We start from the raw sequence: 12,955 nt of genomic DNA, 5'->3' as shown, positions 1-12,955 counted from the left end.
TCCTGCTGCTCAAAGATTCTAAATCCAGCTACGCGATTGAAGGGGAAGCGCCGCCACAAAAAATCTTGGGTAACTCAGGATGCCAAAGTCCGTCAGAGTAGACTGATCGATAAGAGTTTAATATACAAAATACTCAACAATCGCACTTACTTGGGGGAATTGCGACATAAGGAGCAGTGGTATCAGGCCGAGCATCAACCTCTCATCGACCGTGAGCTGTGGGATAAGGTGCACGCCATCTTTGCTACCAATAGTCGAGTTCGCGGCAACGATACACGATCAAAGGTGCCGTATCTGCTCAAAGGGATCGTGTTTGGCAATGATGGGCGAGCTTTGTCCCCATGGCACACGACCAAAAAGAATGGGCGCCGCTACCGTTACTACATTCCGCAGCATGATACTAAGGAGCATGCGGGTGCATCAGGATTGCCGCGTCTGCCAGCCGCAGAGCTGGAATCAGCAGTGCTTGACCAGTTGCGAGCAATACTGCGAGCACCAGATCTGCTAAGTGAAGTGATACCCCAGGCGATCAAGCTTGACCCAACATTGGAAGAGGCAAAAGTGACTGTGGCGATGACGCGGCTCGATGCGATTTGGGAGCAGCTGTTTCCGGCGGAGCAGGCGCGTATCGTAAAGCTTCTGGTTGAAAAGGTGATCGTATCACCCAACGATCTAGAAGTACGGCTTCGTGCCAACGGTATAGAGCGGCTGGTGCTGGAAATGAGTCCGAAGTCAATTGAGCAGGAAAAGGAGGCAATGGTATGAGTGATATCAGAATCCACAAAACAGGCGAGCCGGACATTCTCCAGGCAAGTGATGGCAGACTGACCCTGTCGATACCAATTCAGATCAAACGTCGAAGTGGACGCAAGCTGGTCACGTTGCCCAACGGCGAAACTGCAAAGGCTCGACCTCGGGACCACACGGTGGTGACAACACTGCAATTGGCCCTGGCTAGAGGCCACCGTTGGCATACCATGCTGGAATCGGGTGAAGTCAAATCTTTGAGGGAAATTGCTGCCCGGGAAGGGGTAGATAGCAGCTACGTCAGTCGCATGGTCAATTTAACTACGCTTGCGCCGGATATTGTCGCTGCGATTCTGGATGATACTTTGCCAGATAATATTATCTTGTTCGATCTGACGGTTGATCCGCCGGTATTGTGGGATAAACAGTGGGAAAGGATCAAATAAGCATCAGGTATAGGAGTTTTTGCTGTTTTTTCTAGAATAGTAGTCGAGTCATTTCTACTTTCATCAAAAATAGTTTCGTTTGGACGTTCAAGAGTGAGTTTGACTCTCCATCTGGTTGTACGTATATTTCACTTTATTAGTAAGGCATTTCATTTTCCAATCACCTGGCTCTTGGAGTTTAGCAAGCGTTTTGGCGCTACTGCAGGCAATATGGTCATTAACGCCGTTTCAACGCGCAATCTGTACAGACCATGGAGCCCAATAATCCTAAACTAATAGATAGAGTTTAAGGGAGGAATCATGAACGCAGAGAAGCAGAGTCCGCTGCCAGCACCCAATGAGTTACATGCCACCGACCAACCTGTCAGGCACATCAGTAATGAGACAGCAAAGAAGCTGGAGGAGGGCACCGCCCTATGCCTATCCGGCGGGGGCTACCGGGCGATGCTGTTTCACATTGGAGTGCTCTGGCGACTCAACGAGGTGGGTATACTTGCCAAGCTGAACAGGGTTTCCAGTGTTTCCGGCGGGTCTATTACCGCAGGGGTACTCGCGATGAACTGGCAGCACCTGACCTTTAACCAGAACGGGGTAGCCGAGATGTTTGTGCCGCAGGTGGTGGACCCCCTTCGAGCAATGGCAAGGGAGAGCATCGACTTGACCTCCGTACTCGCTGGCATTGGACTCCCATTTACGTCGATCTCGGACCGTGCCATTAAAGCCTACCGCAAGCATTTATTTGCGAAAACGACTCTCCAGGACTTACCGGATGAACCCACATTCGTGATCAATGCAACCAACCTCGAGTCGGGCGTACTCATGCGGTTCAGCAAACGATACCTCGCTGATTACAGGGTGGGCCGGATCAATCATCCTGATCTCTCGCTAGCTGTTGCGGGTGCTGCTTCCTCGGCGTTTCCACCGTTTCTGTCTCCCTGCACCATCGACCTGCACCACGAGAAGTGGGTCACTGACCAGGGTAATGATTTGGCCGAAGATGACTTCCGCGATGAGATTCAACTCAGCGATGGAGGGGTGTATGACAATTTAGGGCTGGAAACCGCCTGGAAACGTTATTCCACCATCCTGGTCAGTGATGCGGGCAGTCATCTGGGAGCCGACTCAACTCCACCGACTGACTGGGCACGACACACGCTGCGCGTCCTCGACGTCATTGACAACCAGATTCGTTCCCTGCGCAAGCGCCAAGTCATCGATTCATTCAAGAACGGCAGCCGCAGTGGGATGTACGTCGGCATTCGAAGCAACATCCATGACTATCCGGTAGCCAGTCCCATCCCTGTGGACCTCGACCTAACCCGTAAACTTGCAGCGATACCGACACGACTGGATGAAATGGACGATGATCTCCAAGAGCGCTTGATCAACTGGGGTTACGCTATGTGTGACACCGGGCTTCGTTCACACGTGATTCCGGGCGAGCAGCCTGGGCGTCTTCCTTATCCAAAACGACCGCTGGATAGGGAACAGCCGTGAAGCCAGATAGCATGGCCACTCTTGGCCCGAATCGGCCGATAGTGGCCTGCCCGAACGCCGGATGGTTTCGTCCATTTAAAGCCTTGCGCTCTTCCAAGATAATCGAGGTCACTCTATTTTGAATTTTGAGCGTTAGGGTTTTATTCATTTTTTTTTGATTCTTAGCTTACTTGCTTCCTGACTGACCTAGGGTCTGTTGACGTCTTAAAGTAAATATTTCATAAATAAAAGCAAGCTCGTAATATTGGAACACTTGAAGATTCTGTTCCCAGAGGCTATTGATAACAAGAGCAATTTGTGCATGACGATAAAAGGTGTGCTATACCGTATGCAGGTAATAGTGTGATGGCTCTTATGTCAACTCACGTTATTTAACAAGACGCCTAAGTGATGAAGATGTGGTGTTATGAACTAACTATGCATCCATTTCACCAAGATGAAAGGGAAAATCGCAGTATGCTTACAGAACAGCAAATCATCGCTAGTGAACGCCAGGAACTAATGAAATTGCTGGCTAAAGTTCCATTGCGGTCAGTTGATGAGAACGTACTCATTGCGTCGTGGAATATCGCACAGTTTTCCGACAAGAAAAAAAAGCGCGCCCTGCAATATATCGCTGACATCTGTGAACGCTTCAATATCGTAGCTATTCAAGAGGTAAAGTCTAATCTACGTGGACTGGCAAAGTTACAGGAGCTTCTACCTGGCAATTACAAGATGTCTCGTGTCTGACCCTACCGGGAACAACAAGCGAATGGCATTTCTCTACGATAAGCGAACTGTAATCAGTACCGGGTTGGTCTGTGAAATAGCCTTCAATGGAACAATCACCAATCCAAATGTATTTCAGTTTCAACGATCACCCTATTGCGCATCTTTCCGCGCCGGACGATTTGATTTCACACTTGTTTCTGTCCACATCGCTGAAGGATCGCGTCATAGAGAGATTGGTGTCAATCTACGGGAACAGGAAATAAAGGAGCTAGTTAAATTCATTAAACGCGAGGCTAGGCGTGCGCAGGACACAGTATTTGATCCTGATTTCTTTTTGGTGGGCGATTTTAACATTCAAATTGATGGTGATCGTTTCTTTCAGGCACTCACCGGTGGAGATGCGCCTCACTTTAAGATGCCAGACGATATGAACAGCCTGGGAACCAATTTTGATCAAACGAAGACCTTCGACAAAATTGCCTGGATACCGAGTGACGAGTTTGAGTTCACCGGTAAGTTTGGCGTAATTCCTTTCGGTAAGGTGCTCTATCAGGAGGCTGGACAACCAAAAAATGCAGCACGCAAAGAAATTAGCGATCACCTGCCGCTTTGGGCCGAGTTTCGCGTTACGGAACTGAAAGACGAGTTGGATCAAATCATCAATCAGCGGTGATAGCGTGATGGCGATGATCCTATTTATCTTCTTATTTTTCGCCATTCCCAAGGTGGGACTTGCTGAGCTTCCGGTAGACTCCATAGCCCAGATTTATTCTGTCTAGCCTGTTTTTCCAAAGTGTAGAGATTCTGATCACTGGCATATTTCCGGTATACCCAGGCAGCGCCAATCCTAACCATTTCTGCGTTCACATCGATGTCACCTTCATAGACGCGTCCAACTGTACGTCCATAGCGGTCGATATCCCGTACTTTGACCCATACAGTCTTGCCGTAAACAAGCTGAGATAATGCCTGCTTTGCACGCGTTCCATAAGGTTGAGCTGATTCGGGCGTATCGATCTCAGCGAGTCGTACTTTGATTTGCTGTTTTCGGTTATCGATGATCGTGAGTGTATCTCCATCTGATACACCTACGACTCGCCCAATATGCTCCTGGGCCGCTGCAAATAGCAACAGGAACGCAAGGTAAAGTAATAGCAAGAATAAATTTTTCTTGGAATTTATGAGCCTCACTAGATCTTCCTATTAAAAGCGTGAGTTCAGGATAAGGAAAATAGCAAAAGGAATTTGAATTTCTTATGATAATTGGATTTTGGTAAAGAGTTTCATCATTATGCGTGAGAAGAAACCCTCACTAAATAACAGATTCTCTCAAGCTCTTCTAACCGCATAAAATAATGCTTATGTGCTTATGTGCTTATGTGCTTATGTGCTTATGTCGAACTCACGTTATTATTAAAAAGGGTGTTACTTTTCCTATACACGATCGCCAGTTCACTATTGTCCCAATGGGCAGGACATAAAACACTTCACCGCTCTTTGCATGAATTACAGCATTACGCGGCTATATAGGTTCATCATAAATCGTCACGCTAGCTGCTTCCATGCACGCTGAATAAAAATTCATGCAGGGGATACTGCAAAGTCTAGCGGCCTATCATTTTACAAAACTTCCTATTCTTGTTTTCCACACACTTTCTTTAGATTAAATTAAGGTTTTTGCTTATTTTAATTTTCATTAAAAAAGTATATAACTTTTAATGTGACTTAAATTAATTTTGGAATCAGGCTCTTAGCTCTCCTAGCTCAATCTAAGCTTTTAAACTTAAAAAAGCTAAAGACTAATTCAGACTGATCCTGTTCTCACTAAACAGTTACACCGTTTATGAAAAACCATTTGAAAAATACTGCCATACGACGGGTTATGGTAGGTACCGACCGTTCCGAAAGCGCGGATCAGGCTGTCCGCTGGGCAGCTGAGTTGGCCGATCGCTACGACGCAGAGCTATTCGTGGTAGAGGTGGTGGTGCCGCAGTATCCACATGCTACAGAATTCGGACAAGTCGAACGCACACGCGCAGCTTTGGCCAATGATAACTTGGTACAGTTCACTCGACAGGTCGCGGGAGAGCGGGGTCATGCTATGACCTTTATTGATGTCGATCCCGCATTAGCGATTGTTCGCGCTGCTGCGCAAGAGGCAATTGATGTGCTGGTAGTCGGCAATCTTGGCATGGCAGGACGTAAGGAGTTTTTACTCGGCAACGTACCGAACCGCATCAGTCACAATGCTCACTGCACCGTGGTTATCGTGAACACCTTTCCACCGGCCGATGCGTCTGTCCCGAACTCGGTGCGAGCGCGCCTATCTAAGGTTGAAGTTCCGCCTTTCGAGCCTCGACTGGTAGCGCGTGTAACGCATATCGCAGCTGTTATGGCGAAACATGGCCTCACGGAGCTGTTCGGCCAATCTAACGAACCGGATATGTCCATCCGCCGGCGGCAAGCCAAGCGTTTGCGCGCCGCCTTGGAAGAGCTGGGTCCGATATTCTCGAAACTCGGGCAAGTGTTGTCAACCCGTCCGGATCTCCTTCCGGTAGAGTATATTGAGGAACTTGCATTGTTGCAGAGCCATGTACCGCCCATGGCTGAGAGTGAAGTCGTACAGGTTGCAGAGCGTGAACTGGGCGTCCCATGGGAGGATGTTTTCAAGTCGATTGACCCGAAGCCCCTCGCCGCTGGCACAATCGCTCAGGTTCACCGTGCGATACTTGAAAGTGGTGATCGGGTCGTAGTCAAGGTTCAGCGCCCCAACTCTCGTGATGATATCGAGCAGGATCTCGCCCTACTCGAGGTGTTTGCGGAGAAAGTTGGAAAGCGTCCTGCGCTCAACCAGGTGATCGATATGGAGGCCGTGTTCAAACACCTCTCCACCTCGCTCCATCGTGAGCTCGACTTCCTTCAGGAGATTGGCAACATCGAGCGGATGCAGGCGGTACTTGCAGACTATGATCGCCTTGCTGTACCCAGCGTATATCGGGATCTATCTACGTCCCGATTAATAGTAATGGAAGAAATCCAAGGCATACCGATCAAGCAGGCGCCAGCTGGTCCAGAACGCATTCAGGCCGCTCGTCAACTGTTGGAGAGCTACTACAAACAGATCATAGTCGATGGCTTCTTTCATGCCGATCCCCACCCAGGCAATCTGATGTGGTGGAAAGACCGCATCTATTTTCTCGATTTCGGAATGGTCGGCGCGGTAGGAGCCGACCTCCGTGAGCATCTCCTGTTAATGTTGATGGCTCTGTGGCAGGAAGATGCCGAATTTCTTACTGATGTCACATTGATGATGACAAGTGCCGTCAATAGCAGCGATCTCGATGTGGCCCGATTCCAGAGTGAGATCGGTGAAGTAATGGCAAAATATCGCGCTGCCTCGCTTGCCGAGATGCAGATCGGTCCACTTATGCAAGAAATGAGCGCGGTCTCGTTAAGGCACGGGGTACCGCTACCGCATTCGCTCGCGCTCGCCACCAAGGCACTCGCGCAGGTACAGCTAGCTACTGCCGAGCTCGATCCAGCACTCGATCCTTACGACGTGGCAGGCAAGTACTTGACGCGCCTGATGATCAAACGCATGGGTGTCGCGCTCAACCCAAAGACATTGTTGTTTCAATCGCAGAAATTTAAATTACGGGCCTTGCGCATAGTCGAGGCGATCGAGCACCTCGTTGGTGTCCGACCTGGCGGTTCAAAGCTTGTGGTGAACTTCCGAGCCAATTCACTGGAGGATATAGTGCGTCACACGGGACGACGGCTGATGCTCGGCCTAATCGCAGCGGCAAGTGTCCTATCCAGCGGACTCACGGCCACATCGGCGGTTGTTGCCGAGTGGATACCGATAACATTCGGGGTTGTCGCAAGTCTGCTGACCCTTGGTATAATTATTGATCTAATGCGGGGACGTTGAAGATAAAATGGTGTACGATGCTGAGATGTTCAGTGCCGAAGATTTTATGCCGCTGCGCTTGGTCGAGCGCAACGCGGCTCACTCGATCAGGTATGTTAAGAACAACATTACCATGCCTCCCAGTCGCCGTTCCTTTTTTCGAGTGAAAGGCCCTTTAGGCATCTTATTTGTGGAATCGCCATTCACCATCGGTCTATTAATGATTGAAGGATTACGATCCATAACGATTAACTGCCTACGCTTAATGCAATTACTCCTACCCATGACGGGGCGGAATATCGACCATCGGCGTTGTCCAAGATGAATGGTCGTGTATCAGCATGGCTGGATAGCCTTGGTCTCGGTATATATGGCGAGTCGTTTGAGCACAATGCGATCACTTGGGATGTTCTACACGAGCTGAATGAGGGCGATCTGGAGGCGCTGGGCGTTTTACTAGGACATCGGAAAAAAATCTTGCGCGCGATCGCTCAATTGTCACAGAGCGCTGAAGTTGTGAGTCCTGAGTCTAAACGCCAGTGGCGTCCCTCCGGAAGAGCAAGCATTACTTCCCGAACAAGATCAAGCAGGACGTCGCCAGTTGACAGTGATGTTTTGTGATCTTGTGGATTCGACAGCACTGTCTTGCCGGTTGGATCCTGAAGATCTCCAGGATGTGATCCGGCGGTTTTTAGATGCCTGTAGCCAAGAGATTGGCCGGTTGAATGGTTATATCGCAAAATACATGGGGGATGGGATGTTGGTCTATTTTGGGTACCCCCATGCCCACGAAAATGATGCGGAACGAGCGGTTCATGCCGGACTGGCTATTCTAGATACAGTGAGGTCCCTTAATCTAGATAATCCTCATTCAGAGACTGCCATTGCAGTACGCATCGGGATCGCGACGGGTCACGTCATCGTCGGTGAAGTTATGGGAAATGACATCGCCAAGGAACGATCCGTATTCGGCGAGCCCCCGAATCTGGCTGCCCGCCTCCAAGACCTTGCACAACCCAATCAACTGATCATCGACACGGTGACGAAACGTCTTGTCGAACATGAGTTCGAGTTTGGCGATCATGGCACCTTGTCGCTGAAAGGGTTCGACACCTTCATTCAAACCTGGCAGGTGCTGAGTCTCAGGCTATTGCCGGCCAGCCGGTTCGAAGCCTCTCGAGCCGGCCACTTTACCAATTTCATCGGCAGAGAACAGGAGCTCGCACTTTTATTAGGTCGCTGGCGCGAAGCCGTCGAGGGCGAAGGACAGGTCGTGCTCCTCTGTGGTGAGGCCGGCATTGGCAAATCGCGAATTGCCAATAGCCTGTGTAACCGTCTCGCCGATATACAATACAAGGCAATTTACTTTCAATGCTCATCGTACCATACCAATACGGCGCTCTATCCAGTGACTAATTTCCTGCGGCATGAAGCGGGAGTCGCAAGTCAGGACAGTGCTCATGCACAACTGGAAAAGCTTGATGCCTTGGCTCGCGAGAGAGGAATTAAGAACCAGGAGACAGTGTCATTATTTGCGGATCTGCTTTCGATCAAAGAACATTGCCGGTACCCGTCACTTCCAGTGTCATCCGAAAAATGCAAACACATGACACTGGAAGCGCTCGTGTATTATCTAGAACGGCTGGCCGATCGCAGCCCCGTGTTGTTCATTGTGGAAGATGCCCACTGGATCGATCCTACAACACTAGATCTCATGACGCGAATCATTAACCGCATTCGGCAGATGCGCGTGTTGTTGCTGATCACATTTCGGCCCGACTTCAAGCCGGTGTGGTCGGAATACAGTCACGTGACGTTTCTGACGCTCAGTCGGCTGCCGCGTCGGCAAAGCGCTGAACTCATTACGGCTATCATAGGAGGAAAAGCGCTTCCGCCGGAGGTGCAGCAGGCGCTTCTGGCTAAGACCGATGGCGTGCCCCTCTATATTGAAGCTTTGACGGAGAATATGCTGGAATCCGGACTGCTGACTGAGGGTAAGGATGTATTTACCTTGAAAGGTCTATTAAAGGAATTACCCATCCCGGACAGTCTCCAAGCGTTGCTCATGGAACGAGTGGATCGGCTGGGGCCGGCCAAAAATCTTGTCCAAGCCGGGGCCGCAATTGGGCGCGAATTTAGCTACGAGCTGTTGCAGGCTACAGTCGAAGTACCGGACAGCGAGTTGCAGAATGCCCTCGACCGATTCGTTGCATCCGGGCTCATACTCCAGGAGGGCGAGATTCCTCTTGCGACCTATCACTTTAAGCATGCACTCGTCCAGGAAGCTGCCTACAGCACCCTCCCCAAGAAACCCCGGCGCGCACTCCATGCGCGCATTGCCCAAACCATGGAGAGCCGGTTCCCCGAACGGGTAAACATTGAACCGGAACTCTTAGCCTATCATTATGAACAGGCGGAATTAACCGGTCAGGCCGTGGAGTTCTGGCATCGTGCGGCTTGTCGAGATGCTGAACGATCAGCCAACCTCGAAGCGCTCAATCATTTTAATCAGGCGCTAAAGTTACTCAAGGAGCTGCCGCATGGCGAGGAGCGAAACGTATTTGAGTTGGAGCTCCTACTTGCACGCGGAGTCCCCTTGCTATCTGTCAAAGGCTATGCTTCCGACGATATGGAACAAAATTACCAAAGGGCGAAAGATCTGTTACAGGAGCACAGCAGTTCCTTGCATCAGTTTCTAGCCATGCGGGGATTATGGGCATTTCATCTGGTAAGAGGTCACCTCGCCAATGCGTGCGGCCTAGCTGAAAATCTCCACGCGCTGGCTCAACGTGAGCAAAGCGCGGATCTGCTGATTGAAGCTCATCTTGATTTGGGTGTGACCTATTTCTTTCTTGGCCGATTTGACGAAGCCAGAACCCATCTGTTTGCTGCAAAATCTGTTAATGATCCGAATCAACAGCGTTCACAGGTCTTCTTCTATGGCCAAGATCCGGGAATAACCGCGAGGATTTTTCTGGCCAGAACATTGTGGATATTAGGTGAAATTGAGCATGTTGAACCGCTAGCGCTGGAAGCCCTTGGTTTGGCAAGGAAGTTAGAGCACCCATTCACCCTGGTCTTTGCCTTAATGTCCCTCTCTTGGATTTATTCCACTCTCCATAACGCTGAGAGAACGGGGGAGCTCACCAGGGAAGCCATTGCAGTTTCCACACAACATTCCTTTGAATTGGGATTGGCGTGGGCGACGTCCTTTCAAGGCTGGGTGTTGGCGGAAAATGGACATAAAGAAGGGCTCGGCCAATTACTCAACGGGCTGTCCGCTACTCAGGCCACAGGGGCAAGTACCAATAATACCTTTACCTTGTCTCTGCTGGCAGACATATATTTACGAGAACAACGTATTGACGAGGGCTTGGCCACAATAGAGGAAGCACTGACGCTTGCTGTCACTGGGGGAGAACTGTTTTGGCACGCGGAACTAATTCGACTAAAAGGCGAACTGCTGCTCGAACAATCCGATCACTCAGTACAAGCAGCGGAAGAGTGTTTTTATGAAGCGCTGAAGATTGCGCAGAATCAGCATGCAGCAATGCTTGAACTTCGAGCCGCCACGAGCATGGCTAAGCTATGGAGGAAACTCAACAAATTGGATGATGCCAAACACATCTTGAATGCTTTGTACCCCCGATTCAAAGAATGCATCGACAACCTCGACTTGATTGAAGCGAAAACAGTCCTTGAACAGCTCGGTACGTGAAATCGCTGTTGCTGTAATCTGCCTTACTGAGACAAGTCAACATCTTATTTGAGGCGGTCAATACTGTGTGTATCAGTGGAGTGCATTTGCTCAAGCAGGTGCTTGAAATCGACATTGAGCAAAACCAGCAGACTAACTGAACCATGAAAATCATTGCCGCGATTCTAAAAAAACAGCAATCATTAAAATCCTAAACCATCTCAGCTTGTCTATCCAGGCACTTCCACGGTCACCTGAGAAGTTCCAGGTTCTTTTTGAGCCCAGCTGATCCGAATGAAGGGCAAAAATGCTTCTAACTACTCGGCTTTTATTGAACAGTTAAGCAAAAAGTGATAATAGAACCAAAAGGACAAGTCAACCCAAGATTTACACAATTACTTATTGAAAGCAACTTGGTATTTAAAGATATTTAAGCATATTCTCTTTTTACAAGACTTGCGAAACGGTTCGCCTGGTTCCCGACAACTTCCAATAAATGGCTTGGTGAATCTTTATCAAAGCGTTCAATATTTTTCATGCCATCAACAATACTGCAGGTACCAGAAGGAATAAAACCGAGGCTCAAGTAATTTGTAAGCACAAATCTGGTGATATTTTTGAATTCTGCTAAGGCCGGTTCTCGGCCGTACATTTTGGCTTCTTCCATGAGTTTGAAGCTATCGACGACAAAGTCCTTGTAAGGCCCAAAGACATGAGAAAGGTCAGCTGTGCGCACAGCTTCAGCTGTGTTACTAAGTTCTTCTTCCACATCTTCTGGTAGCTGCTCGCCCATCTTTGTAAACATTATGCATGTTTGAACACCTCGAATAAATGATTCCTCAAACCCGTAATTTTGCAAGAGAACACTCATTATATGGGCTGAATATCTCTCTTTACTGCCATACTTTTCCCAAATATCTGGTTTTATGAGGTCATGTGGAAAACCAGCATCATGGCCCATATAAGCAACCTTGGCCATTAAAGAGTTAATAGGGTTGCCTTTGGCCTTTTCCTGCTTACAAAGGTTGCCAATAAAACCGAGACCTTGCTCAATATGCTCATCCCAGTTGTGATAGGGTAAACGCGGCTTATAAAATGGCTTTAAATCACTGGAGAGCAGCTCCAAAAAGCGAGCTTCGTCTTGAAGTTCAGCATTCACAATCTAATCAACTCCATAATATTAAATAATACTCCTATTTTTTAATTCTTAACTGAACTTTACTGAAATGCTCTGGTACTATTGCCGGAGGTACATCCTATTATCTTAATAAGCTACCTATTTAATTTAAGCTGTGCGTAGAAGGAACATTTCATATTCGATTCATCAAATATTGAGCGCACGCTGTACCAGTTCTGGCTCTCACCTTATCATAGAACTAAACCTCTTCGAAAAATTCCCCCTCATAGATATCAATAATGTTAATATTTCGGAAAGTTACGCAAACTATTATTATCTGGTAAGAATCTATCTAGACGCACGAAAGTATTATCCTCTTGATGATACGATGCTCTCTGCAGAGGCCGAAGCCAGGAATGCCTTCATCCTTTCTCTATATGGGCCTATTCTTTAACTGGTTTGTTGCAGCGCATATTTTACAAAAACATGGGAACTCAAAATTGAAAAAGAATCACATTATCTATAATTTTTGTTCTGTCTTGCTGCAAAATGTGGCTACTCTGACTAGTTAATGGTTCGAGATTAGAGTGCTTCCATTTGGCAGAGAGCCTTTTCTGTCAGATTTCCAGTTGTTCTTCACTATCGAGCTTAGCCAATTTTTTCTGAACAGTTAGAAATACCTGAGATGCATCTGTTTTAAGGCAGTCCGGTCTTGCTGATGCTTTACGATGCCATGTACGAGTGTCCTTTTACCTGAAACATACTGACGGCTAAAGGATTAGAGCTAGATGTTACGAGGGAGCTCTATAATGAGTTGGCGCGTACTA

11 protein-coding genes and 1 pseudogene are annotated in these 12,955 nt (G+C 48.4%); 10 read left to right on the top strand and 2 right to left on the bottom strand.

Features of this window, described 5'->3' with window-relative positions:
* Positions 1 to 36: 36 nt before the first annotated feature.
* The 6 genes and pseudogenes from AAW31_RS13260 to AAW31_RS13240 all read left to right on the top strand — a co-directional run bounded on the left by AAW31_RS13260 (position 37) and on the right by AAW31_RS13240 (position 4,077).
* On the top strand, positions 37 to 765 hold the full coding sequence (locus AAW31_RS13260) for a recombinase family protein (RefSeq protein WP_235264378.1): 729 nt from the start codon (positions 37 to 39) through the stop codon (positions 763 to 765).
* The gene (locus AAW31_RS13255) at positions 762 to 1,193 is read left to right on the top strand and encodes a hypothetical protein (protein ID WP_046850579.1); all 432 of its coding nucleotides are present in this window, start codon (positions 762 to 764) and stop codon (positions 1,191 to 1,193) included. Before AAW31_RS13260 ends, AAW31_RS13255 begins: the two co-directional genes overlap by 4 nt.
* A gap of 300 nt (positions 1,194 to 1,493) precedes the next feature.
* Positions 1,494 to 2,201: pseudogene (locus tag AAW31_RS23745) on the top strand (patatin-like phospholipase family protein); the annotation flags it as partial.
* A 27-nt stretch (positions 2,202 to 2,228) separates the two neighbouring features.
* On the top strand, positions 2,229 to 2,690 hold the full coding sequence (locus tag AAW31_RS22875; protein ID WP_235264376.1) for a hypothetical protein: 462 nt from the start codon (positions 2,229 to 2,231) through the stop codon (positions 2,688 to 2,690).
* A gap of 417 nt (positions 2,691 to 3,107) precedes the next feature.
* A complete protein-coding gene (locus AAW31_RS13245) occupies positions 3,108 to 3,422 on the top strand; it encodes a hypothetical protein (protein WP_046850577.1) in 315 nt (104 codons plus the stop codon).
* A gap of 22 nt (positions 3,423 to 3,444) precedes the next feature.
* Positions 3,445 to 4,077 (top strand): exonuclease/endonuclease/phosphatase family protein, encoded by a 633-nt coding sequence (locus AAW31_RS13240; RefSeq protein WP_046850576.1) that lies wholly within the window; start codon positions 3,445 to 3,447, stop codon positions 4,075 to 4,077.
* A gap of 23 nt (positions 4,078 to 4,100) precedes the next feature.
* Here AAW31_RS13240 and AAW31_RS13235 read toward each other — a convergent pair whose 3' ends face one another.
* On the bottom strand, positions 4,101 to 4,595 hold the full coding sequence (locus AAW31_RS13235) for a thermonuclease family protein (protein ID WP_235264375.1): 495 nt from the start codon (positions 4,593 to 4,595) through the stop codon (positions 4,101 to 4,103).
* Between the two features lie 652 nt (positions 4,596 to 5,247).
* Here AAW31_RS13235 and AAW31_RS13230 point away from each other — a divergent pair.
* Genes AAW31_RS13230 through AAW31_RS13220 form a run of 4 tightly spaced genes read left to right on the top strand, consistent with a single transcriptional unit; the run spans position 5,248 to position 11,032 of the window.
* Complete coding sequence (locus AAW31_RS13230; RefSeq protein ID WP_046850575.1) at positions 5,248 to 7,335, top strand: AarF/UbiB family protein; 2,088 nt, start codon at positions 5,248 to 5,250, stop codon at positions 7,333 to 7,335.
* Between the two features lie 25 nt (positions 7,336 to 7,360).
* Positions 7,361 to 7,639 (top strand): hypothetical protein, encoded by a 279-nt coding sequence (locus tag AAW31_RS13225; RefSeq protein WP_158441537.1) that lies wholly within the window; start codon positions 7,361 to 7,363, stop codon positions 7,637 to 7,639.
* Positions 7,636 to 7,935: an SAM domain-containing protein gene (locus AAW31_RS22870; RefSeq protein ID WP_052752261.1), complete on the top strand. Its 300-nt coding sequence runs from the start codon at positions 7,636 to 7,638 to the stop codon at positions 7,933 to 7,935. The genes AAW31_RS13225 and AAW31_RS22870 overlap by 4 nt, the downstream gene beginning before the upstream one ends.
* Complete coding sequence (locus tag AAW31_RS13220; protein ID WP_052752260.1) at positions 7,925 to 11,032, top strand: ATP-binding protein; 3,108 nt, start codon at positions 7,925 to 7,927, stop codon at positions 11,030 to 11,032. Before AAW31_RS22870 ends, AAW31_RS13220 begins: the two co-directional genes overlap by 11 nt.
* A gap of 409 nt (positions 11,033 to 11,441) precedes the next feature.
* Here the strand turns inward: AAW31_RS13220 and AAW31_RS13215 are convergent, their stop codons facing one another.
* The gene (locus AAW31_RS13215; RefSeq protein WP_046850573.1) at positions 11,442 to 12,170 is read right to left on the bottom strand and encodes a hypothetical protein; all 729 of its coding nucleotides are present in this window, start codon (positions 12,168 to 12,170) and stop codon (positions 11,442 to 11,444) included.
* Positions 12,171 to 12,955: the final 785 nt, after the last annotated feature.

It is taken from the genome of Nitrosomonas communis, assembly GCF_001007935.1.
In the GTDB taxonomy this organism is placed as follows: Bacteria; Pseudomonadota; Gammaproteobacteria; order Burkholderiales; family Nitrosomonadaceae; genus Nitrosomonas; species Nitrosomonas communis.
This window is presented reverse-complemented; position numbering and strand designations above follow the sequence as displayed.